Consider the following 24354-nt stretch of genomic DNA (forward strand, 5'->3'; position numbering starts at 1 on the left):
ATCCTCCCTTAATTTTTATGATTACCCCTATAAAACCGTATCCTTGGGGGCCCGTCAACAGACATTTATTGCATTGCGGCTTGCGGCGTACTAAAAATAGTAAAATAAAAATATAGGGACGGAACATGAAAAAATATTTATTGGTGATGTTGGGTATCATTTTATTACCCGTAGTATCGTTTGCAAACGACAAAGAACTGGATGCAACATTAACGCCCATGATTGAAAACATGATGGCTGAAAGCAATATTCAGGGCTTTGTATTTTCTGTGGTCACAAAAGACGGGCCAATTTTAAAGAAAACAATGGGTATTAAAAATATGTATACCCGTGAACCAGAAACAAATGAATCTTTGTTCCACATGGCTTCTGTCACCAAAACATTCGTCGGTACTGCTCTTATGCAGTTACATGATGCGGGCAAGCTTGATATTGATCAGCCTGTTGTTGATGTGGTTCCCTATTTTGTATTGGTGGATAACCGTTATAAAGACCTGACCATTCGCCAATTCGCGTCCCATATTTCCGGTATGCCGGATTTTGACAGTAACCCGTGGCATAACCCACAATATGATGAAGGGGCGCTGGAAAGATTTACCCGTAATTTTATTTCACATAAATTTCTGACCTACCCACCGGAAACCGAATATCAATATTGCAATACCGGATATGAACTCTTGGGTGATGTAATCGCAAAAGCATCAGGCATGAGTTTCGAAGATTATGTGCGTGAAAATATTCTGATTCCGGCAGGTATGATGAATAGTACGTTACTAATTCAGGAAGCGGATATGACAAAGCTTAATAGCCTTCATCAAAAAAGGGATGATAAATGGCGCGTCGCAGATGTATTTCCATATAACCGAATGCATGGGCCAAGTTCGACACTGATTTCCAATATTGATGACATGGCCCGCTGGGTGCAGTTAAACTTGAATGGCGGTATGATTGAAGGCAACCAAATTTTAAAGAAAGAAACATTGGATCATATGTGGGCGCCAACGGTCGCATCAAACGGGAAAACATTTGACCGCGTTGGTGTAAGCTGGCAGCGTCGCAAGCAGGGCGATTATCAAACGATTTTCCATGGTGGTAGCGATGGATTTAGATCATATGTTGTGATGATACCGGAACTTGACATCGGGTTCGTGTGGATGTCCAATACATCTGGCCAGCCGTATCATGATTTTTCACAAAAACTTGCTGATAAACTAATTGAATACAGGACGAAATAAATGACAACAGTCGCAGAACAAAGAAACGCAGACATTGATGCCTTACTGAATAAAGCAAGATCACTTGCTGAACCATCAGCGGTCAGCCGTGAAAACTTGGAAGACATTAAAAATGATCTGATCGCCATTGCGGATAAATCCGAATATTGGGCGGAAGATCAATTTCCCGCCCCAACGGATGGCAAAGTTCATACAAGGTATCTTTTAAGTCAGGACGATGACGATAGTTATGCGCTATATTTGAATGTGATGCATACGGGTAAAAAGGCACCACCCCATAACCATACCACGTGGGCCTGCATTGCAGCGGTTGAGGGGGAAGAGTATAATTATCTTTATGATACAGTGGATGATGGGCCACTATTACCGGGTGATCGGGAAATTACACTTTCTGAAACAATCGTCGTGAAGCCGGGGCAGGGCGTTGCCTTACTGCCGGATGATATTCATTCGATCGCCATTAATGATGGGGAAAGTACAAGACACCTTCATTTTTATGGCCGTGGTTTAGAAACACTTGATAAAAGGCTTATGTGGGATAAGGAATTAAAATCCTGCAAATATTTTGTCATGGACGTTAAAACCACCCGGGATAAAGCCAAATAAAGGATAAAGCCAAATAATTTAAATTCAGGAGAGCATAATGGGTATTTCGCGTAACATCGTTTCAAAAGAGGAATGGCAAGAAGCGCGGAAAGCCTTCCTGAAAAAAGAAAAAGCGCATTTAAAAGCGGCGGATGCCCTAAGCGCAGAACGCCGCGCGCTTCCGTGGGTGGAAATCACGGAAAATTATCAATTTGATGGGCCTGATGGAAAAGTCGGTCTGGCTGAACTCTTTAAAGATCATAATCAACTTATCATTCAGCATTTCATGTATGGACCAGAGTGGGAAGCAGGTTGTCCGGGCTGTTCATTAATGGCGGATAGCCATCAAGGCGTCCATACCCATCTTGAACAGGCGGGTGTGCGGCTTGTGGTGATATCCAATGGGCCACTTGATAAATTGGATGCTTATAAAAAACGTATGGGATGGGGTTTTGAATGGTATTCCTCACTTGGGTCACCATTTAATTACGACTTTGATGTTTCATTTACCGCTGAACAAATTGAACAGGGTGATGGGCAATATAATTATGCCCCTAAGCAAGGGGATATGACGGAACTGCATGGGGTAAGTTGTTTTTATAAGGATGATGATGGCAAGATTTATCATACTTATTCCACCTATTCCCGTGGCGTGGACACATTGATGGGCGTTTATCAATATATTGATCTTACACCGCTCGGCCGTCAGGAAGATGGCCCCATGTCATGGCTAAAACGTCATGATGAATATGTATGATTAAAAAAGGCCGGATCAGATGACCCGGCCTTTTCTTTTTTATTCTTGCTCTTCTTTCGTCCAGCGTAACTTTGGCTTTCTAGCAGCGCCTGTTTCATCAAGACGTCTAAGCGGCGCATTATATGGTGCGCCAGTAAAGCGTTCTGTTTCGCCTGCTTTTGCCTTTTCACAAAGGAAACGCATCATACCGATGAATTGATCAACGGCTTGTTTGCTTTCGGTTTCCGTCGGTTCAATCAGCATTGCGCCATGGACCACAAGTGGGAAATACATGGTCATTGGGTGATAGCCTTCGTCGATCATGGCTTTCGCGAAATCAAGTGTGCTAACGCCCGTATCTTTTAAGAAGCGATCGTCAAACAATGCTTCATGCATGCATGGCCCTTCAAATGGGGCGCTCATGATGTCTTTAAGGCTCGCAAGTACATAGTTAGCGTTTAGAACACTATCTTCTGCGACGCGTGCAAGACCGTCAGAACCGTGTGACATCATATATGATAGCGCACGAATGAACATTCCCATTTGACCGTGGAATGCGGTCATACGGCCAAAGCTGTTACCTGTATCATCATGTTCTTTGATGCTGAACTCTTCATCGCCGGCAACCACATATGGAATTGGTGCATATGGGGCAAGAGCTTCGGAAAGCACAACAGGGCCCGCACCCGGACCACCACCACCATGTGGCGTTGAGAATGTTTTATGCAAGTTAATGTGCATGGCATCAACACCAAGATCACCTGGGCGAACCTTACCAACAATGGCGTTAAAGTTCGCGCCATCACAGTAGAAATACCCACCAACTGCGTGAACAGCATCGGCAATTTCAATGATTTCGCGTTCAAAAAGACCACATGTATTCGGGTTTGTGACCATTATCGCCGCAACATCAGGGCCAAGCGCTTCTTTCATTGCGTCAAGATCAACGCGGCCATCTTCTGTTGCTGGGATTGGTTTTACTTTATAACCACAAAGTGCCGCTGTCGCCGGGTTGGTGCCGTGGGCACTTTCCGGTGCAAGCACCACTGATCTTGCGTCGCCCTTTGCTTCAAGCGCCGCACGAATTGCCATCAGGCCGCATAATTCACCATGGGCACCTGCTTTTGGTGACATGGCAACGGCTGGCATACCAGTTAAAGTTTTAAGCCAATGGGCCAGTGTATCGATTAGATCCAACGCACCTTGAACTGTGCTTTGCGGCTGAAGCGGGTGAATATCACCAAGACCAGGCAAGCGCGCCATTTTTTCATTCAGGCGCGGGTTATGTTTCATAGTACATGAACCAAGCGGATATAACCCAAGGTCAATGGCATAGTTCTTACGGCTAAGACGTGTGTAATGACGCATGGATTCTGGCTCTGAAAGACCAGCAAGACCGATTTCATTATCACGTGTTACACCACCAAGACAGTCATCGAAATCTTCCACGTCCGGAAGATCAACACCTGTTCTTTGCGTGTCACCGATTTCGTAAATCAAACCCTCAACCTGTGATAAACCACGATTTCCGGTATAAGTTTCGAACTTAGTTGACTGTGTTTCGGTAATTTCCTCAACACCAGTCGGGCGTCCCTGATTATTAAGCATTTAGCACCTCCTTAAGTTCGGCAACCAGAATATCAATGTCATCTTCCGATGTGGTTTCTGTCACTGCGATCAGAAGATCATTTTTCAGTTCTTCATTATCAGGATAAAGCCTTGAAACCGGAAGGCCGGCAATAACGTCATGTTCAACAAGTGCTTCAACAACCTCTGCTGCGTCTTTATTTAAACGAACAGTAAATTCGTTAAAGAATGTCTTGTTCAGTACTTCAACACCGTCAACGTTAGCCAACTTGTTTTTAAGTTTCACTGCGCCAGCATGATTGATTTTCGCAAGTTTGCGGTAACCCGCTTCACCAAGAAGCGTCATGTGAATGGTAAAGGCCAGTGTACAAAGACCAGCATTGGTACAAATGTTACTGGTCGCTTTTTCACGGCGGATATGTTGTTCACGTGTTGAAAGCGTTAACACAAACCCGCGCTTGCCATCCGCATCAATTGTTTCACCACATAGGCGACCCGGCATTTGGCGAACATATTTTTGGCGTGTTGCAAAAAGCCCCACATATGGGCCACCAAAGTTTAAACCGTTACCGATTGATTGTCCTTCACCGACAACGATATCCGCACCCATGGAGCCGGGTGATTTAATCGCGCCAAGAGATACAACCTCTGTTGTTACAACAACAAGAAGCACTTTTCTTTCATGAAGTGCATCTGCAAGATCCGTGAAATCATTGACGTTACCGAAAAAGTCAGGGTTTTGAACGATCACACAGCTGGTATTTTCATCAACCTGATCAAGAAGGTTTTCTGATTTATTCACTGTCGGGTCATTTACCACGACCACATCATCGGTATATTTTGTCGCGCTTCTAACAACATCAATATACTGCGGATGTAGATTACCACTGACAACAACGCGTTTCTTTCTTGTGATGCGTCTTGCCATAAGGGCTGCTTCACCACATGCGGTCGAGCCATCATACATTGATGCATTGGCAACATCCATTCCGGTGATTTGTGCTACCTGCGTTTGAAATTCATAAAGGGTTTGAAGGGTTCCTTGTGAAATTTCCGGCTGGTATGGCGTATAGGCCGTTAGAAATTCGCCGCGCTGTAGCTGATAGTCCACTGATGATGGTACGTGGTGGCGATATGCACCCGCGCCCACGAAAAACGGAACAGAACCGGCAGCAACATTTTTTGCAGCAAACGCTTCAAAATTTTGCTCAACTTCCATTTCTGTCATATGTGTCGGTAGATCAACCAGTCCTTTAAGAAGAGCGCCGTTTGACACATCAACGAACAGGTCGTTAACGTTGTCTACACCGATTTTTCCAAGCATTTCTGCACGGTCATCGGCTGATAATGGTAAATAACGCATGAGGTTAAACCTTACTTTAAAATTTTATTCAAGTCCTGCTACGAACGCTTTGTAACCATCCGCGTCCATAAGACCTTCAAGTTCATCAGCGTCAGCAATATTTACTTTGTAAAACCATCCGTCACCATCTGGTGATGAATTAACAAGTGCTGCATTGTCTTCTAATTCTTCGTTTACGGCTGTAATCTCGCCGCCAACTGGTGCATAAATTTCTGAAGCAGCTTTTACTGATTCAACAACGGCAACTTCGTCACCTTTTGCAAAATCATCACCAACTTCCGGAACTTCTACGAAAACGATGTCGCCAAGTGCGTTTTGAGCATAATCTGTGATGCCCACTGTTCCTTCGTTTCCATTTACACTAATCCATTCATGATCTTCTGAATAATATACGGTCATAACGTATCCCTTCTACTTTGATTTACGATAATATCTTTGTTCAACGAAAGGCATTGCTGCCACTTTTGCTTCTAGTTTCTTCTTACGGACCTGTAAGAATACTTCTGTCCCAACTTTTGAAAATTCTGACTTCACATACCCCATGGCAACAGGGCCACCAAATGTCGGACCAAAACCACCACTGGTGATTTGACCGATTACATTGTCATCTGCATCCAGAATTTCTGTACCTTCACGTGCGGGGGCGCGACCTGATGGTAAAATACCAACACGAAGTGTTTCTGTTTCACCGGAATTAATTTGTGCAAGAATTTTTTCTGCCCCCGGGAAGCCACCTTCTTCGCGGCGGCGTTTACCGATTGACCAGTTAAGCGCACCTTCTGCTGGTGTTGTTTCCGTTGTGATGTCATGGCCATAAAGGCAAAGACCTGCTTCAAGTCTTAGGCTATCACGAGCACCAAGACCGATTGCTTCAACTTCTGCTTCTGCAAGTAATTTTCTGCATACGGCTTGGGCATGTTCAGCTGGAATTGAAATTTCATGACCATCTTCGCCAGTGTAACCACAGCGGCTGATGAAACATGCTACACCGTCAATTTCCGCTTCTGTGTATGACATAAACGGCATTTCATCTACACCATCCGCAAATCGTGCAAGAACGGATGCGGCAACTGGCCCTTGAAGTGCAACAAGCGCACGGTCAGTCAGTTCAGTTAGTTCCAGATGATCTGGAAGAGCGGCGCGCATATGTGCGATATCTTGTTCTTTACATGCGGCATTGACCACCATGAAAATGTCTTCATTGCGTTTGGTGATCATAAGATCATCTAAAATGCCGCCATCTTCGTTGGTAAATGTCGTATAACGAATTCGGTTTTCTTTAAGGTCGATGATATTGCCCGGAACCAGTGTTTCCAGCCATTCATCCGCATTATTTCCTGTAATGACCACTTGTCCCATGTGTGAAACATCAAAAAGACCTGCTTTTTCACGGGTATGGTTATGTTCACCCATAACGCCAAGTGGATATTGAACTGGCATAAGGTAACCCGCAAATGGAACCATTTTACCGCCAAGTTCTTCATGTAAGGAAAAGAGTGGTGTTTTTAATAGGTTTTGTTCTTCTGCACCCATCTATTTTCTCCAGAGCTAGCACGTTCAGTACGCAAACCCGTACCATCGGTGCCCCCTCTGTCATTGATGCCTGAGAGATTTGACCCATTTTGAATGGGTTTACCCCGTCGGCGGAGGATTTAACCTCACTTTCCAGAGTGCATGTTTTCCTGGCGGTCCTTTTGCCTGAGAGTTTCCGGGGCGGTTGCTCCTTCGGCGTCACAAATGATCTCTCCCGCCGGGAAAGTAATTGCGAGCCCATAATACGTTTTAATCTTTATGAGTCAATCAAAGTAGAAAAATATTTTCTCTTTCAATTTATCCATTGAAATTAAGAGATTATAAAGCAACAATGTAATAGATTGTTTTTCATGGAATAATAAACAGGTAAGCTCAGATGCAACTCTTAAAATCCTTTTGGAAATTTATACAAAATTTACAATCCTTTGTTGGAACGTTACTGTTTTTGATCGTAATGATCATACTCTGTAGTCTTTTTATTGGTGGGGTCCTGTTTGATTCGTCCGAACAAAAAATAGATCAGAAAAATGCGGCGTTGCTGATTGATTTCAAAGGAACTGTGGTTGAACAAGAAGCTTACAGTAGTGATCCATATGAACAACTACTCGCCGGTGAGGTTGAAGCCAATACCAGATTGCGTGATGTGGTGCAGGCAATTGAACATGCAAAGAATGATGACAATATCAGTTCAATTATTCTGAATTTTAAAAAGTTTAATGGCGGTATGCCATCCAAGCTTCATTATATTGGCAGCAAGCTTGATGATTTTAAAGAAAGCGGCAAGAAAATTTATGCTTACGGCAATTTATATGACCAGGGTGACTATTTAATCGCGTCTCATGCCGATGAAATTTATATGCATCCGCACGGTGCGGCTCTTCTTTATGGTTATGGCGGATTTCAGAATTATTTTGCAGGGTTCCTTGAAAAAATTAAAGCCGAAGTTCAGTTATTCCGTGTCGGAAAATATAAATCCGCAATGGAACCATACACCCGCAGTGATATGTCAGATGAGGCTAAAGAAGCCAATATGGAATTATACGGTGGTCTTTGGGATCATTATGTCTCGGATGTTTCATCGCAAAGAGGGATAAGTGAAGATGCCCTTCGTTCGGCGATTGATAATTCAGATAGTGCACTATCTGCTTTGGGTGGTGATCTTGGGAAATTGGCACTGGAAAGTGGATTGGTTGACGGGCTTAAAACGCGTGAGGAATGGGTTACATTTCTGCAGGATATTGTTGGTGAGGGACCAAACGATTCAGAGGTCAATGTTATTGGCTTTAGAAGATATCTTATCGATAAAAATGGCCTTAATAATTTGAAAATTGGCGGCAATCAAATCGCCATTGTTTACGCAACTGGTACCATTATGGATGGTGATATGCCGCAGGGCACAGTTGGTGGCGATACCATGTCTCGTCAACTTCGTGAAGCAAGGCAGGATGACAATGTAAAAGCCGTGGTTCTTCGGATCGATACGCCAGGGGGCAGCGCATTTGCATCGGAATTAATCCGTCAGGAAGTGTTGCTTCTTAAAGAAGCAGGCAAACCAGTTATCGCATCAATGGCATCGGTAGCAGCAAGCGGCGGATATTGGATCGCGGCTAATGCGGATCAAATCTGGGCTAGCCCAACAACCATCACAGGATCTATCGGTATTTTTGGCGCGGTTCCAAATATTGAAGGAACGCTTGCGGAAATTGGAATTAATACAGATGGTATTGGTACAACGGATCTGATCGCACCGGGACTTGTGAAACCATTACCGGAAAAGGTAAGCAATATTATTCAAAGTAATATTGAAAATGGCTATCAACGCTTTCTAAATATTGTTGCCGAAGGACGTGGCATGACCACGGAGCAAGTTGATGAAATAGCACAAGGTCGTGTCTGGACTGGTGAAAAGGCATTAGAGTTAGGATTAGTTGATAACATTGGAAATATTGATCAAGCGATCGCCGCCGCAGTCGAGCTCGCGGAACTAAGTGATTATAAGGTCATTCATTGGGAAGATGAGCTACCATTTGAAATGCAGCTTATTAGACGCATTATGAACCAAGACGGCAATTTGCAAAATACACTGGATAAAAGATCCATTAGTCCGGAACAGATTTTGTTAAAGAAAATAAGAGATAATTTATCACTTTTCAGCATGATGAATGATCCGGGACATGCTTATTTATTGTGCTTAACCTGTGTGGACGGATTTAATCCTCAATATTGATGCGGAATGTTGAATTTCCCTGAACTATGTGTATAAGGTCTTTCTATGATGAATACAGAAATGAACCTTTATATTGCCAATCCGCGTGGCTTTTGTGCTGGCGTGGATCGTGCCATTCATATTGTTGAATTGGCACTGGAAAAATATGGCGCACCTGTTTATGTACGCCATGAAATTGTCCACAATAAATATGTTGTCGAGGGGCTTCAAAAACGTGGGGCAATTTTCGTTGATGAACTTGATGAAGTGCCAAACGATAAGCCGGTTGTTTTTTCCGCGCATGGCGTTCCAAAATCTGTTCCGGCTGAGGCCGAAAGCAGAAAAATGCTTTATATCGATGCGACATGCCCGCTGGTCAGTAAGGTTCACCGCGAAGCAGAACGATATGATAAGCAAGGTTCAGAAATTGTTATGATCGGCCATAAAGGTCATCCTGAAGTCATCGGCACGATGGGACAGTTACCAGAAGGGGCAATTCATCTGGTTGAAGATACTTCTGATGTTGAAAAGCTTGAATTAAGCAATTCTGACAATGTGGCATATATCACGCAGACAACATTATCCCTTGATGACACATCAGAAATTATTGAAGCGTTAAAAGGAAAATTTCCATCCATTAAAGACCCGAAAAAAGAAGACATCTGTTATGCAACAACAAACCGTCAAAACGCGGTTAAGGAGTTAGCTAAAAAAGCGGATATGGTTTTGATTATTGGGGCGCCGAATAGTTCCAATTCAAGGCGACTTGTTGAAGTTGCCCGTAAATATGGATGTAGATCAGAGCTTATCCAAAGGGCGGCTGAAATAAATTGGGAATGGTTTGATGACATTAAATCTGTTGGGATTTCTGCGGGAGCTTCTGCACCGGAAATTTTGGTCGAAGAAGTGATGAACGCGTTTAAAGAAAAATTTGAAACGAAGGTGGAGAATATTCTTACCGTTGAAGAAAACGTAACCTTTAAAGTACCGGCAATTTTAACGAAGGATGATGCATAATGGCCGTTTATACACATGTGACAGCCAATGACATTGCAGAATTTTTGGAAGCTTTTGATGTTGGCGAGGTTGTATCCTTTAAAGGCATTGCGGAAGGCGTTGAAAATTCAAATTATCTTCTAGCCACGACCAAGGATAAATTCATTCTGACGTTATTTGAAAAACGTGTGAATGAAGATGATTTGCCGTTTTTTATGAACCTAATGAAACATTTATCTGATAAGGGCATAAATTGTGCAGAGCCAGTCGCCGATAAAAATGGCGAGGTTTTAAAAACATTATGTGGTCGTCCAACGGCGCTTATTGGCTTTCTTAATGGACTGTCTGTCACAAAGCCATCTGCAAAAAATTGTCGTGATCTGGGCATTGCGATGGCAGAAATGCATTTAGCCGTTGCGGATTTTGACATGAGCCGTGCCAATGATCTTTCGCTTGCTGGTTGGGTTGAACTTGCTGAAAAATGTGAAACTCGCGCTGATGAATGCAAGCAGGGTTTATCAGCCATCGTTCATAATGAAATGGAATTTTTAAAGGATGCATGGCCGAATAATTTACCGGAAGGGATAATCCACGCCGACCTTTTCACTGACAATGTATTCTTCCTTGATGATGAGCTATCCGGCTTAATTGATTATTATTTCTCATGTCATGATGCGCTTGCCTATGATGTTGCGATTTGTATAAATGCCTGGTGTTTTGAAGAGGATGGATCATTTAACGCAACTAAGGCCGCAAACCTTGTTAAGGGATATCAAAGCATAAGGCCCCTGACAGATGAAGAAATTGATGCTTTGCCAATTCTTTGTCGCGGCTCAGCAATGAGATTTTTGCTAACCCGTTTATATGATTGGTTAAATCAGGTTGAAGGGGCACTAGTAAAAGTGAAAGATCCGCTTGAATATTTATCCAAGCTTCAATTTCATCAGAAAGTTAAATCTGCTGGTGAATATGGCGTGGAAACATCATGATGAAAGAAGTGATTATTTATACCGATGGTGCATGTTCAGGTAACCCCGGCCCGGGGGGATGGGGTGCGCTTTTGATGCACGGTGATAACATCAAAGAAATCATGGAAGGTGCGTTTGAAACCACCAATAACCGTATGGAACTTACCGCGGCCATCGAAGCGTTAAATGCTTTGAAAAAACCATGTAAGGTCATTTTACATACAGATAGCACATATGTGAAAGACGGCATTACCAAATGGATCGAAAATTGGAAGAATAACGGCTGGCGCACATCCAATAAAAAACCGGTTAAGAATGTTGAACTGTGGCAAGCGCTTGATGAGGCGGTATCTCGTCATGACATAACCTGGAAATGGGTTAAAGGTCATGATGGCGACGAAGGAAATGAACGCGCTGATGAACTCGCCAATATGGGTATGAATAATTACAAGGTGTTATAATTTATGCGTGATGAAGTTTTTAAAGCAATTGATGTTGCTGATAGCGTGGCCTTAAAGCTGCTGCTGGAACAAGATGCTAATCTGGCATCATGCCGCAGCAATGATGGTATGTCGGCGGTTTTATTTTCGCTTTATATCAATAGACCGGAAATCACTGAAGTTTTGCTTTCCTATGAACCGGATCTTGATATTTATGATCTGGCTGCACTCGGTGGGGCAGGGCAGATATCTGTGATACTCGCTACGGAACCAAAATCAGTTCATGAATATAGTGGGGATGGATTTACCGCGCTTCATGTGGCTAGTTATTTTGGTCATGCCGATGTTGTGAAGCTATTATTGGATCATGGGGCAGAAGTGGACAAACTTGCCATGAATGGCAGCGATCTTACGCCCTTACAAAGTGCGGTATCAAATTGTAATGTTGAGGCATTAAAGGTGCTGCTAGAATTTAATCCGGATGTGAATGTCAAAATGATGGGTGGTTTTACACCTCTTATGACAGCTTATGCCCTCGAAGATGAAGAAATTGCGGAGTTATTAATTACCGCGGGTGCAGATAAGGATGCAAAAGCGGACGATGGTAGGTCGGTTGCTGATTTCGCCAATTTGTCCGGCAATAAATAAGTTTTACATACATTTTTATAAATTAAAAAACCCCCCTTGATTTCTCAAGGGGGGTTAATTTTATCTTTTGTGTTGTGAGCCACCGAAGCAGCTCACACTCTTCTAATAGAATTAGAAGTTAGCTTTAACACGTGCGTAGTATTTACCACCCATCCAGTCCATGCCACCGAAGTCCATGTACTGACGACCACGTAGACCGGAACGCTCAACAACTTCAGGATTCTTCTTAGGGAAGGTATTCATGATGTTGTCAGCACCGATTGTTACAGAGAACTGCTCATCAACATCATATGTGATGGCTAGGTCAAAGTAAACGCGGCTTGGGTTTTCGTCAACGCGGTAAGCAGATAGGTCAGAAGTTGTACCAATGTAGTCACCGTTGTTGTCGAAACCAGTTACACGACGCATTGTTGACCACCAACGAGCACGACCCATAACACTCACATTGTCCATGTTCCAGTTAGCTGTGAACGTAGCTTTGTGAGGGAAGTTGTTTAGGTTTTCTTCGTTGAATAGGTCATAGTCACTCATAGCGTGCTCTGTCACGTTAAGTTTAACGTGAGCATAAGCAGCTGTCAGACGTAGTGTACTGTCTTCAAGATCGATGTTGTGTGTAGCAACGATTTCGATACCACGAACACGACGCGCACCTTCGTTTACAAGGAAGTCAACACGGTTAAGTGTTTCCGCACCTGGGATACCAAGAGCTTCGATTTGAGCAAATTCAGCTGGGTAATCATCACGGTCAAATGTTGGTGAGTCTGTGATAGAGTTACGTAGCTTGATTTGGAAGAAGTCAACAGTGATGTTTGTGTCATCACCTGGTGTCCAAACAAAACCAGCAGAAAGGTTGCGAGCTAGCTCAGGACCAAGTACCACGCCACCGAAGATTTGTGCTACTGGGCTATCTGCTACGAATGTACCAGACTGAGTTTGCGTACCGTCAGCACGGAAACCTGTACGTACCTGTGTATTGTTGATCTGACCCACTGTCGGAGCGTGGAAGCCTGTTGAGGCAGCGCCACGGAAAGCAAGTGTATCTTCGATCAACTGGTAACGAGTTGCGATTTTCCATGAGAAGTTGTCACCGAAGTCTGTGAAGTCTTCGTAACGACCAGCGATAGCGATATTGAAGTCTTCTGTTACGTCAGCATCAATATCAAGGTAAGCAGCCCAGTTTGAACGACGAGCGTCAAACACAACGCCTGGTGCGAAACCGCCGAAGCCGTCAGAACCAACGTTTAGGTCACCTGCAAGTGGACCTGGTCTCCATGAACCCCAACCGCTGTATGTGCGGCCAGAACGTTCGATTTCACCAGCACCAGTAATTTTGTAGTATTGGTCAGTACGGTATGTACCACCAAACGCTACGTTTAGGTTTTCAACAGCGTCTGTGTCTACTGTGTAAACAAAGTCAGCACCAACTTGACGTTCGATGTTCACAAGTGAACCAATGTAGAACGCAGTAGGAGCAGCACCATAGTTGATTGAACCATCATCATTCATAGGCGCGCCCATTGATGGGTTTGCTGTGTCATAGATGTAGTTGTCAACGCGGTTACGACCAACAGAACCCCAGATATCCCAACCTAGGCCATTGTCAAGTTCGCCTTTGAAACCAAGGTATGAACCTAGGTCTTGTGAATCCATTTCAAACCAAGGTGTGAAACCGTTTGGATGGATGTTACGAGCTTGGAAACCACCATTTGGATTTAGAGTACTTGGATGTAGAGGAGCTTGTGGGGCGATTGTTCTTAGCAGGTATGAATATTGGTCAGCCGCAGCTTGGCCATATGCATCTCTGTATGAGTTATAATCGAAAGATACTACGTCAAACACACCGAAGTTATCACGTGTTGAACCATCAAATGTCGCACCAGCACCACCAGCACCTGAACGGTATGTTGATGGGAAGCTTGGACGATAGTTGAATGGCTCTTTGTGATACTTACGTGAGAAGTTACCAAATGCATATACAGATGAGTTCTCACCGATTTCCATTTCTGAGTTCCATGTTACAGTGAACTGTGTCTCACGGTTAATACCGTAAGGAGCTACTGTATCAGGGTCTAGATCGCCTGGATCAGCAAATTCATATTGCCAACCTTGTGAGCCGTCCATACCTGGAAGACTGTAACCGCTTTCGCCGTCTAGGAAGAATTGGTCAGCGAATTCACCGCTGTTACCCCAGTCAAGAAGAGCATCGTTACGTGTTGCACCTGAGTTTGCAGCTAGGAATGCAGAAACGTGAGCTTCTTGTGCATTGTATTTTTCAATGTGGTCAAGAGCAAACAGATGGTTTGTTGCACGATCTGTTGGATCAGTTGCACCATATGAAGCTGTTACTGTTAGGAAACCACGGTCAGCAAGTGAGATACCAGCTTTAGAAGCAAGTACGTATGAGAAACCGTCGCCTTCATAGTATTGACCGAAGTTAGCTTCAGCAGAAATACCTTCTGAGTCGTCAAGTGTTAGGTTAACAACACCAGCAACCGCGTCAGCACCGTACTGAGCAGCAGCACCGTCACGTAGGATTTCAAGGCTCTTAAGAGCGTTTACTGAAAGTGAGCCAACGTCAGCAGCCTGCCAACCACCGTAAGTGATGATTGCAGAACGGTGCATACGCTTACCGTTTAGAAGTGTAAGAACTTCACCTTGGTGTAGACCACGAAGTGATGAACTACGAACTAGTGAGTCACCATCGGAGATCGCATCACGTTCCACAGAGTAAGATGGAGATACAGCTTGCATCGCATCTTTCATGTTTAGTGATGGTGTAGCTTGAAGTTCAGCAGCTTGGATAACGTCAACTGGAACGTTTGAGTCAAGAGCCGTACGACCCTTCACACGAGAACCAACCACTGTGATTGTATCTTCTTCTTGACCGTCTTGCGCAACCGCCATATCAGCGATTACAAGAGCAGGTAGAGAAGCAGATAGAAGTAGTAATTTTTTCATATCTAAAAATTCCTCCCAAAAAGCCAGTAACATGTGTCACATGACTGATTGATAGTTTATACTTAAAGGCTGAGATCAATATCCCAACCTCGCGAATGACAAGATTGTTGCAATTAAAATGATAACCAAAAGGATATCCAAAATAACAGCAATCCTGCCAATAGGTGTAATTAGCAATAATCAGAAAGTTTATTCATAAGGACCATTCGAGATGTTCTTTTTATGATTATATAGCAATGCTAAATGTTTAATTTTTCTAATTAATTGCTAGCCGATACCATAAATTAATCGCAAAATGTTGGCTATTGGGGGATTCACCCTAATGCATAACTATGTGTTTGTTTGTTAGAGTCAATCGTCTTTGCATATTAAGTATATTTTCGTTTGATAGAAAATTCCTCCAAATGATTGTATAGAAGACATCTTACTACCGTAAACGGACGAGTTCATCTCGTCCGTTTTAGTTTATGAGAAAGATTTTATAATCTCTCGCTAAAGAAAATGTAATTTGCAAAGCGTAATCTGCTTTATTACTCTTTAAACGGGTAGGGGGGGCGATTGTTTCAATCTCACGTTTAAGTGATACGGTTTGATTGTGTAGATACTGCCAGTTTCTCATATGATTCCTTCAAGTTATTTTAATTGTTTTAAACTTAATAGGAAATATGCAGTTTTTAATAATTTCTTAATAGGGGGATTCCCCCAATTGAGATTTGAGGGAGCTGTCGTGTAAATTTATAAGAAGATTATATACAAAATACAAGATATGATATATGATAGATAGGTTAATAGTAGGGAAGAATTAAAGATCTATAAACAAGGGAAGTTAAAGCAACGTGGGGGTTGTTATGGGACATAATATATTATTATCAAAACGAGAAAAGGAATGCTTGGAGTATCTGGCTCAAGGGTTAAGATATCAACAAATCGCATTCCAATTAGGCACGAGTGTACGTACGGTAGAAAAGCAAATTTCATCTGCGAGAATTAAGCTTAAAGCAGCAACAATTCCGCAGGCGGTTGCTATTGCTGTGAGTGATTCTTTAGTGTGTCTATAAAACTTAAAATAAAGAATATGTAGCATTTATATGTTGCGGATAAAAAAGCCCCCCTTGATTTCTCAAGGGGGGCTAATTTTATCTTTTGTGTTGTGAGCCACCGAAGCAGCTCACATTCTTCTAATAGAATTAGAAGTTAGCTTTAACACGTGCGTAGTATTTACCACCCATCCAGTCCATGCCACCAAAGTCTAGGTATTGGCGACCACGTAGACCGGAACGCTCAACAACTTCAGGATTCTTCTTAGGGAAGGTATTCATGATGTTGTCAGCACCGATTGTTACAGAGAACTGCTCATCAACATCATATGTGATGGCTAGGTCAAAGTAAACGCGGCTTGGGTTTTCGTCAACGCGGTAAGCAGATAGGTCAGAAGTTGTACCAATGTAGTCACCGTTGTTGTCGAAACCAGTTACACGACGCATTGTTGACCACCAACGAGCACGACCCATAACACTCACATTGTCCATGTTCCAGTTAGCTGTGAACGTAGCTTTGTGAGGGAAGTTGTTTAGGTTTTCTTCGTTGAATAGGTCATAGTCACTCATAGCGTGCTCTGTCACGTTAAGTTTAACGTGAGCATAAGCAGCTGTCAGACGTAGTGTACTGTCTTCAAGATCGATGTTGTGTGTAGCAACGATTTCGATACCACGAACACGACGCGCACCTTCGTTTACAAGGAAGTCAACACGGTTAAGTGTTTCCGCACCTGGGATACCAAGAGCTTCGATTTGAGCAAATTCAGCTGGGTAATCATCACGGTCAAATGTTGGTGAGTCTGTGATAGAGTTACGTAGCTTGATTTGGAAGAAGTCAACAGTGATGTTTGTGTCATCACCTGGTGTCCAAACAAAACCAGCAGAAAGGTTGCGAGCTAGCTCAGGACCAAGTACCACGCCACCGAAGATTTGTGCTACTGGGCTATCTGCTACGAATGTACCAGACTGAGTTTGCGTACCGTCAGCACGGAAACCTGTACGTACCTGTGTATTGTTGATCTGACCCACTGTCGGAGCGTGGAAGCCTGTTGAGGCAGCGCCACGGAAAGCAAGTGTATCTTCGATCAACTGGTAACGAGTTGCGATTTTCCATGAGAAGTTGTCACCGAAGTCTGTGAAGTCTTCGTAACGACCAGCGATAGCGATATTGAAGTCTTCTGTTACGTCAGCATCAATATCAAGGTAAGCAGCCCAGTTTGAACGACGAGCGTCAAACACAACGCCTGGTGCGAAACCGCCGAAGCCGTCAGAACCAACGTTTAGGTCACCTGCAAGTGGACCTGGTCTCCATGAACCCCAACCGCTGTATGTGCGGCCAGAACGTTCGATTTCACCAGCACCAGTAATTTTGTAGTATTGGTCAGTACGGTATGTACCACCAAACGCTACGTTTAGGTTTTCAACAGCGTCTGTGTCTACTGTGTAAACAAAGTCAGCACCAACTTGACGTTCGATGTTCACAAGTGAACCAATGTAGAACGCAGTAGGAGCAGCACCATAGTTGATTGAACCATCATCATTCATAGGCGCGCCCATTGATGGGTTTGCTGTGTCATAGATGTAGTTGTCAACGCGGTTACGACCAACAGAACCCCAGATATCCCAACCTAGGCCATTGTCAAGTTCGCCTTTGAAACCAAGGTATGAACCTAGGTCTTGTGAATCCATTTCAAACCAAGGTGTGAAACCGTTTGGATGGATGTTACGAGCTTGGAAACCACCATTTGGATTTAGAGTACTTGGATGTAGAGGAGCTTGTGGGGCGATTGTTCTTAGCAGGTATGAATATTGGTCAGCCGCAGCTTGGCCATATGCATCTCTGTATGAGTTATAATCGAAAGATACTACGTCAAACACACCGAAGTTATCACGTGTTGAACCATCAAATGTCGCACCAGCACCACCAGCACCTGAACGGTATGTTGATGGGAAGCTTGGACGATAGTTGAATGGCTCTTTGTGATACTTACGTGAGAAGTTACCAAATGCATATACAGATGAGTTCTCACCGATTTCCATTTCTGAGTTCCATGTTACAGTGAACTGTGTCTCACGGTTAATACCGTAAGGAGCTACTGTATCAGGGTCTAGATCGCCTGGATCAGCAAATTCATATTGCCAACCTTGTGAGCCGTCCATACCTGGAAGACTGTAACCGCTTTCGCCGTCTAGGAAGAATTGGTCAGCGAATTCACCGCTGTTACCCCAGTCAAGAAGAGCATCGTTACGTGTTGCACCTGAGTTTGCAGCTAGGAATGCAGAAACGTGAGCTTCTTGTGCATTGTATTTTTCAATGTGGTCAAGAGCAAACAGATGGTTTGTTGCACGATCTGTTGGATCAGTTGCACCATATGAAGCTGTTACTGTTAGGAAACCACGGTCAGCAAGTGAGATACCAGCTTTAGAAGCAAGTACGTATGAGAAACCGTCGCCTTCATAGTATTGACCGAAGTTAGCTTCAGCAGAAATACCTTCTGAGTCGTCAAGTGTTAGGTTAACAACACCAGCAACCGCGTCAGCACCGTACTGAGCAGCAGCACCGTCACGTAGGATTTCAAGGCTCTTAAGAGCGTTTACTGAAAGTGAGCCAACGTCAGCAGCCTGCCAACCACCGTAAGTGATGATTGCAGAACGGTGCATACGCTTACCGTTTAGAAGTGTAAGAACTTCACCTTGGTGTAGACCACGAAGTGATGAACTACGAACTAGTGAGTCACCATCGGAGATCGCATCACGTTCCACAGAGTAAGATGGAGATACAGCTTGCATCGCATCTTTCATGTTTAGTGATGGTGTAGCTTGAAGTTCAGCAGCTTGGATAACGTCAACTGGAACGTTTGAGTCAAGAGCCGTACGGCCCTTCACACGAGAACCAACCACTGTGATTGTATCTTCTTCTTGACCGTCTTGCGCAACCGCCATATCAGCGATTACAAGAGCAGGTAGAGAAGCAGATAGAAGTAGTAATTTTTTCATATCTAAAAATTCCTCCCAAAAAGCCAGTAACATAAGTCACATGACTGATTGTGTTTTAAAATTCAGGATAACGTCTTACTACAAACATTATCCCACGAAAGATTAGGATCAATAATCACCTAACCAATTACTGCGAAACGTAAATTTAGAATATAACTCGTGCCCTATATAGTGGAGAATATTTGAGATAACTCCCCTGCGTAGAATACTATTATTTCCTTATTACGGATTCCACTGCGAATCTTTGTAAAAGATAATTCAGCATAAATCAAACAATTATGGGGGGTTTGACCTATATCAGTTCAATTTTTGTTGCATTTTTGCATTATGTTGCATTTTTGCAACTAAATTCGCGTTTATTCCAATAAAAACAAGGTAGTAATTGTTTTTATAAAAGTTTAATTGTGGTTTTTTTGTAAAAAAATGTGAATTTAAGCAGAGCCAGACTCTGAAGATAGCATGGATAGATCTACGCCCAATTTTGCCATCGCACGGGGATATTTTAGATCCAAATCCGTGCGAAAAACGAGTTCCTCATCGGCTTCGATTGAAAGCCAACTGTTTCTTTTAATCTCGCTTTCGAGTTGGCCGCGCCCCCAGCCGGAAAAACCAAGTGCGATAAGATAATCCTGCGGCCCTTCATCATTTGCAATGGCTGTCAAAATATCAATAGTGGCAGTGAGTGCAATTGTTTCAGATATAATGAGTGTAGTTTCTTGAACATAATCGGCACTATGAAGAATAAAGCCTCTGCCTGATTCTACTGGGCCACCTTCGTGAAGTGTAATTTTTTCAAGGGGAATTTGTTTTTCAATGTCAGATGGTGTTGAGATGCTCAATTGATTTAGAAGATCAGGGAAGTCAATGTTGTCACATAATTTATTAATCACAAGTCCCATGGCCCCTTCTTCTGTATGTGTACACATATAGATAACAGCATTAGCAAACCGTGGGTCTGTCATGGCTGGCATGGCGAGTAGTAATTGTCCGCTTAGATATCCTTGTTTTGTCACCCTTTATTCTCAGTCTTAAAAAATGTGAAAAACTTATATTTTTATAATAGTTAGCGTTAATTCGCTGGTCAAGTTCAATAGTTTTAAATTCATGAAAGCCGAAGGAAAGGTAAATATAGTTGGTGATACTCAAAAGTGTGAAATTCGAATATATTGCAATTTATCATTTTAGACTTATATTTAAAGTATGCAGAAATTTCACACATACATTAAATATTTATAATTAAAGGGGAAAAATATGTTTATGGCTGAGCTTAATATTTTCGCGATAGGTCTTGTTGTACTTGTAATTTATTTATTTTTCGCAGGTGTAAAGACAGTATCGCAAGGTTATAATTATACTGTGGAACGATTTGGTAGATACACCAAAACTTTACAGCCGGGTTTTCATTTAATTGTACCGTTTTTTGACAAAATCGGCGCAAAAATGAATATGAAGGAACAGGTTCTTGATATTCCATCGCAGGAAGTAATTACCAAAGATAATGCCATGGTAACGGCAAATGGTGTTGTCTTCTTTCAGGTGATTGATGCTGCCAGAGCATCATATGAAGTGAATGATATGTATACGGCTATTCTCAATTTGACGATGACGAACTTAAGAACGGTAATGGGTTCAATGGATCTAGATCAGCTTCTTTCCATGCGCGATCAGATTAATGCAAGGCTTTTGGATGTTGTTGATGATGCAACGCAGCCATGGGGCATTAAGGCAACCCGTATTGAAATTAAGGATATCGAACCACCCCGTGATATTGTTGATGCTATGGCCAAACAGATGAAAGCAGAACGTATTAAACGCGCCAACATTCTGGATGCGGAAGGTGAAAGGCAAGCAGAAATTTTACGTGCCGAAGGTGAGAAACAAGCAGCAATCCTTGAAGCAGAAGGCCGTAAAGAAGCGGCATTCAGGGATGCCGAGGCAAGAGAAAGAGAGGCCGAGGCGGAAGCAAAAGCGACTGACATGGTTTCAAATGCTATTGCAAGCGGTGATCCGCAGGCGATTAATTATTTCATCGCACAAAAATACGTTGATGCAATTGCCGGGTTTGCAAATTCAAATAACGAAAAACTTGTCTTTATGCCATTAGAAGCCAGTGGCGTAATTGGTGCACTTGGCGGTATGACGGATATGCTTAAAAACTTAGACCTTAAAAAAGATGGCGGAAACGCCAAGCATCTTCCATAACCCGATAAGAGAAGGAAACATAAATGTTTGATGATTTTGTTTTTAATCACTGGTTTTGGTTTATTTTATCCTTATGTCTGTTCGCACTAGAAATGGCGGTGCCGGGTGTGATTTTCATGTGGCTTGCTTTTGCAGGGATCATTGTCGGTGGGGTGGTGTTAATTGACCCTTCTATGGGTTGGGAAATGCAGTTTATCATTTTCTCGGTTCTTGGCATTATTAGCGTTTATGCGGGCCGCACTTACCTGCGCAAAAACCCAATTGAAAGTGAAGATGACAAATTAAACGATCGTGGTGCTCGATATATTGGCAATAGATATAATTTGGAACGTCCAATGGAAAACGGTGAGGGCAAAGTACGTATTGGCGATAGTTTATGGCTCGTGCGCGGTGATTTTACCGCCGATGTCGGCACGTCCGTTAAGGTGGTTGGTGCCGACGGGGTCGTTCTTTTGGTTGAGGAATAATTACTTTCCTATTTGAATAAGACCTTCTTCCAAATAATCAGGTAGCAGCGGAGTGTCCATTAGATATTCCGCTGTATGCTGATTGTCAGATGATCTGGCGTTATTCATTGCTTTTTCCGCTTCATCAGGATTATAGGTACCACGTCCAATCCACATAAGCGCAACGAGGGCGTACCTTTCTTCTTCGTTTAGGTTTTCGATAGCGCTTTTCAGCTCTTCATAGGAACTGTTCATGGCGTGATCTTCGGATGTGAAGCTTTCAACCATATTCGCGACGGAATGTTCGGTATAATTATCAGCCGCATGGTTTTCTGATAATTCTTCGCTTACCATGGCCATTGAACCTTCGCGATATTCACGGGCCACTGAGATAATAAATTCTACTTTGTCTTCGTTAATAGGAATCATAACAGCACCTCTTTATTAACTTATATAATATCATTTTTAAAAAATATCGCCAAGTCCTGCTAAATTTAATGATCTGGATCAAATTTCAGTTAATAATCAAAATGTAGAACACTTTAAAAATCATGATATTATCGTGACATGTCACGACAGTGACGTGTTTAATTCATTTCATTCGGTTTAGATTGTAGTTACGCAAAGCCAATAAAAGGAAATAAAAATGTCAGTTCGAAAATTACGTAAAGACAATGGATGGTCACAAGAACAGCTTGCTCAAATTTCAGGATTAAGCGTCAGAACCATTCAACGAATTGAACAAGGTGGAAAAGCAGGACTGGATTCACTTAAAGCATTGGCGGCTGCGTTTGATGTAAATATTCGAGATTTAATAAATGAGGATGAAATGAACGAAGTCGAAGCAAGAAACGGTTCAAAAAAACTAAAAGACCGAAGAGAAGAAGAAGCCATTGAATATGTAAAGAACTTAAAAGGTTTTCACATTAGTTGGATGACTTATTTAATAATCATACCAGGGCTGTATCTGCTTAATATCTTTGTGACCCCAGGATATTTGTGGGTGATTTGGCCGGCGCTTGGATGGGGCGCGGCTATCATTCTTCATGGGTTTACATTATTTGGTTTGTTTGGTGTCTTTGGCGCCGATTGGGAACAGCGACAATTTGAAAAACGTATGAAGCGTGATTGATTAATTGTTCGCGAATAGAATGATGTCATGACCGAGTTCCCATTTTGGGTATTTGGTCATTATGGATTTGAACAAATCACTTTCAAGATTTCTTTCCAGCCATTTTTGTAAATGCGGGTAAGGACGACTATCAAAATAATCTTTATCAACAAAGGCAAACTGCCTGATGAAGGGGAACACAGAAAGGTCCGTCACGGTTATCTGATCCCCATTTAGAAACGGTTTATCTTTTAATCGTTCATCAAGTAAGGCAAGAAAAAAGTCGCCGTTTTCACGGTGTTCTTCTTTGCTGAGTTCAGGGTGTCTGCTGGAATATTTATATTTATCAAGATGTTGTTTGAATTTATTATCGTTAATATCAACGAGCTCTTTTGTTTCATCAATAAATTTTGACCAGCCATGAGGATCATTTTGTTCAATGGCCCAGAACATCACATCGCGGCTTTCATCGATAACAGCGCCGTCTTGTAACTGAAGTACAGGGACCGTGGCTTTCGGTGAGATTTCAAGCATTTCTTCTGGCTTGTCTCTAAGCACGACTTCACGTAATTCGCATGTGATGCCACAGGCATAAAGCGCGAGCCTCGCACGCATGGCATAAGGGCATCTTCTGAAGCTATAAAGAATAGGATAATTTGAATTATTCATTATTTGAAATGGCTTTATTAATTAATTCAACTGCTTTCTGGGGACCATCATTATGGTCCCATACACCAGAACATATGGCGACAAAATCAGCACCGGCATTTGCGATGTCCGTGACATTGTTTGCGGTGATGCCGCCAATCGCGACACATGGGACCTCAAACAATTCCTGCCACCATGTGAGCAGTTCGGGCCCCGCGACACTCGTCGTTATTTTAGTTGGTGTTGGGAAGAATGAACCAAAGGCCACGTAATCGGCGCCTTGTTCGCCGGCGGTCATGGCCAAATGTTTGCTATCTTTACAGGTAACACCAATGATTTTATCTGGGCCGAGAAGTTCACGTGCTTTGGCGTAACTCATGTCTTCTTGTCCCACATGAACACCGTCTGCACCCACTTTGTTGGCAATATCTGGGCGATCATTAATGATGAAAGCCACATCTTTTGCATGACAAATCGGCATTAATCGTTTCGCTGCCAGAATGATTTCTTCGTCATAGCTGTCCTTCATCCGCAGTTGAAGGCTTGCAACATCGCCACCTTCCAGTGCATTTTCAAGTTCACCGGCAAAGGCATCAAGATCAAATTTTGAAGGGGTGATTAGATATAAGCGTGTGTCTGTCATGGTCAAACCTGATTG

Annotated in this window: 22 protein-coding genes and 2 riboswitches; of the genes, 12 read left to right on the forward strand and 10 right to left on the reverse strand. The window is 42.8% G+C overall.

What is annotated here, in order from left to right; all coding sequences use genetic code 11:
* The first annotated feature begins 125 nt into the window (after positions 1-125).
* From KW060_RS02125 to KW060_RS02135, 3 genes are read left to right on the forward strand one after another with little or no spacing between them, the layout of a single operon-like run.
* Positions 126-1235 carry a serine hydrolase domain-containing protein gene (locus tag KW060_RS02125; RefSeq protein ID WP_249036830.1) on the forward strand — a complete coding sequence of 370 codons (1110 nt, stop codon included), beginning with the start codon at positions 126-128 and terminating at the stop codon, positions 1233-1235.
* Positions 1236-1841 (forward strand): cysteine dioxygenase family protein, encoded by a 606-nt coding sequence (locus KW060_RS02130; protein WP_249036831.1) that lies wholly within the window; start codon positions 1236-1238, stop codon positions 1839-1841. It abuts the gene before it with no gap.
* A gap of 37 nt (positions 1842-1878) precedes the next feature.
* Entirely contained in the window at positions 1879-2577 is a 699-nt protein-coding gene (locus KW060_RS02135; protein ID WP_249036832.1) for a DUF899 domain-containing protein, read from the forward strand.
* A gap of 39 nt (positions 2578-2616) precedes the next feature.
* Here the strand turns inward: KW060_RS02135 and gcvPB are convergent, their stop codons facing one another.
* Genes gcvPB through gcvT form a run of 4 tightly spaced genes read right to left on the reverse strand, consistent with a single transcriptional unit; the run spans position 2617 to position 7039 of the window.
* Positions 2617-4164 carry an aminomethyl-transferring glycine dehydrogenase subunit GcvPB gene (gene gcvPB, locus KW060_RS02140; protein ID WP_249036833.1) on the reverse strand — a complete coding sequence of 516 codons (1548 nt, stop codon included), beginning with the start codon at positions 4162-4164 and terminating at the stop codon, positions 2617-2619.
* Positions 4157-5506: an aminomethyl-transferring glycine dehydrogenase subunit GcvPA gene (gene gcvPA / locus KW060_RS02145; RefSeq protein WP_249036834.1), complete on the reverse strand. Its 1350-nt coding sequence runs from the start codon at positions 5504-5506 to the stop codon at positions 4157-4159. Before gcvPA ends, gcvPB begins: the two co-directional genes overlap by 8 nt.
* 24 nt (positions 5507-5530) lie before the next feature.
* The gene (gene gcvH / locus KW060_RS02150) at positions 5531-5905 is read right to left on the reverse strand and encodes a glycine cleavage system protein GcvH (protein WP_249036835.1); all 375 of its coding nucleotides are present in this window, start codon (positions 5903-5905) and stop codon (positions 5531-5533) included.
* Between the two features lie 12 nt (positions 5906-5917).
* A complete protein-coding gene (gcvT, locus tag KW060_RS02155; RefSeq protein WP_249036836.1) occupies positions 5918-7039 on the reverse strand; it encodes a glycine cleavage system aminomethyltransferase GcvT in 1122 nt (373 codons plus the stop codon).
* Between the two features lie 47 nt (positions 7040-7086).
* A riboswitch (glycine riboswitch) is annotated at positions 7087-7182 on the reverse strand.
* Positions 7183-7266: riboswitch (glycine riboswitch) on the reverse strand.
* A 149-nt stretch (positions 7267-7415) separates the two neighbouring features.
* Between gcvT and sppA the strand changes: the two genes are divergently transcribed.
* Genes sppA through KW060_RS02180 form a run of 5 tightly spaced genes read left to right on the forward strand, consistent with a single transcriptional unit; the run spans position 7416 to position 12297 of the window.
* Entirely contained in the window at positions 7416-9266 is a 1851-nt protein-coding gene (gene sppA / locus KW060_RS02160; protein ID WP_274757311.1) for a signal peptide peptidase SppA, read from the forward strand.
* 45 nt (positions 9267-9311) lie between these two features.
* Positions 9312-10262: a 4-hydroxy-3-methylbut-2-enyl diphosphate reductase gene (ispH, locus tag KW060_RS02165; protein ID WP_249036837.1), complete on the forward strand. Its 951-nt coding sequence runs from the start codon at positions 9312-9314 to the stop codon at positions 10260-10262.
* Complete coding sequence (locus KW060_RS02170) at positions 10262-11230, forward strand: homoserine kinase (RefSeq protein WP_249036838.1); 969 nt, start codon at positions 10262-10264, stop codon at positions 11228-11230. Before ispH ends, KW060_RS02170 begins: the two co-directional genes overlap by 1 nt.
* Positions 11230-11670, forward strand: a complete 441-nt coding sequence (gene rnhA / locus KW060_RS02175) for a ribonuclease HI (RefSeq protein ID WP_420833168.1) — start codon at positions 11230-11232, stop codon at positions 11668-11670. Before KW060_RS02170 ends, rnhA begins: the two co-directional genes overlap by 1 nt.
* A 3-nt stretch (positions 11671-11673) precedes the next feature.
* The gene (locus tag KW060_RS02180) at positions 11674-12297 is read left to right on the forward strand and encodes an ankyrin repeat domain-containing protein (RefSeq protein ID WP_249036840.1); all 624 of its coding nucleotides are present in this window, start codon (positions 11674-11676) and stop codon (positions 12295-12297) included.
* Positions 12298-12408: 111 nt separating this feature from the next.
* On the opposite strand, the gene KW060_RS02185 is transcribed toward KW060_RS02180, so the two are convergent.
* A complete protein-coding gene (locus KW060_RS02185; protein WP_274757312.1) occupies positions 12409-15255 on the reverse strand; it encodes a TonB-dependent receptor plug domain-containing protein in 2847 nt (948 codons plus the stop codon).
* Between the two features lie 848 nt (positions 15256-16103).
* Here KW060_RS02185 and KW060_RS02190 point away from each other — a divergent pair.
* Entirely contained in the window at positions 16104-16313 is a 210-nt protein-coding gene (locus KW060_RS02190; RefSeq protein WP_249037193.1) for a response regulator transcription factor, read from the forward strand.
* Between the two features lie 129 nt (positions 16314-16442).
* On the opposite strand, the gene KW060_RS02195 is transcribed toward KW060_RS02190, so the two are convergent.
* Both KW060_RS02195 and KW060_RS02200 read right to left on the reverse strand, forming a co-directional pair.
* The gene (locus KW060_RS02195; RefSeq protein WP_274757313.1) at positions 16443-19289 is read right to left on the reverse strand and encodes a TonB-dependent receptor plug domain-containing protein; all 2847 of its coding nucleotides are present in this window, start codon (positions 19287-19289) and stop codon (positions 16443-16445) included.
* Positions 19290-19720: 431 nt separating this feature from the next.
* On the reverse strand, positions 19721-20302 hold the full coding sequence (locus KW060_RS02200) for a YqgE/AlgH family protein (RefSeq protein ID WP_249037011.1): 582 nt from the start codon (positions 20300-20302) through the stop codon (positions 19721-19723).
* 244 nt (positions 20303-20546) lie between these two features.
* Here KW060_RS02200 and KW060_RS02205 point away from each other — a divergent pair, with 244 nt between their 5' ends.
* Both KW060_RS02205 and KW060_RS02210 read left to right on the forward strand, forming a co-directional pair.
* On the forward strand, positions 20547-21491 hold the full coding sequence (locus tag KW060_RS02205; protein ID WP_274757314.1) for an SPFH domain-containing protein: 945 nt from the start codon (positions 20547-20549) through the stop codon (positions 21489-21491).
* Positions 21492-21514: 23 nt separating this feature from the next.
* Positions 21515-21958 carry an NfeD family protein gene (locus tag KW060_RS02210; protein WP_249037009.1) on the forward strand — a complete coding sequence of 148 codons (444 nt, stop codon included), beginning with the start codon at positions 21515-21517 and terminating at the stop codon, positions 21956-21958.
* Here KW060_RS02210 and KW060_RS02215 read toward each other — a convergent pair whose 3' ends face one another.
* A complete protein-coding gene (locus KW060_RS02215; RefSeq protein WP_249037008.1) occupies positions 21959-22366 on the reverse strand; it encodes a DUF3775 domain-containing protein in 408 nt (135 codons plus the stop codon).
* A gap of 217 nt (positions 22367-22583) precedes the next feature.
* On the opposite strand from KW060_RS02215, the gene KW060_RS02220 reads away from it, so the two are divergent.
* Complete coding sequence (locus KW060_RS02220) at positions 22584-23069, forward strand: 2TM domain-containing protein (RefSeq protein ID WP_249037007.1); 486 nt, start codon at positions 22584-22586, stop codon at positions 23067-23069.
* Here the strand turns inward: KW060_RS02220 and KW060_RS02225 are convergent, their stop codons facing one another.
* Both KW060_RS02225 and thiE read right to left on the reverse strand, forming a co-directional pair.
* A complete protein-coding gene (locus KW060_RS02225; protein WP_249037006.1) occupies positions 23070-23717 on the reverse strand; it encodes a glutathione S-transferase in 648 nt (215 codons plus the stop codon). It lies immediately after the preceding gene.
* The gene (gene thiE, locus KW060_RS02230) at positions 23710-24339 is read right to left on the reverse strand and encodes a thiamine phosphate synthase (RefSeq protein WP_249037005.1); all 630 of its coding nucleotides are present in this window, start codon (positions 24337-24339) and stop codon (positions 23710-23712) included. Before thiE ends, KW060_RS02225 begins: the two co-directional genes overlap by 8 nt.
* Positions 24340-24354 lie beyond the last annotated feature (15 nt).

The sequence above is a fragment of the Pseudemcibacter aquimaris genome (genome assembly GCF_028869115.1).
GTDB classification, from domain to species: domain Bacteria; phylum Pseudomonadota; class Alphaproteobacteria; order Sphingomonadales; family Emcibacteraceae; genus Pseudemcibacter; species Pseudemcibacter aquimaris.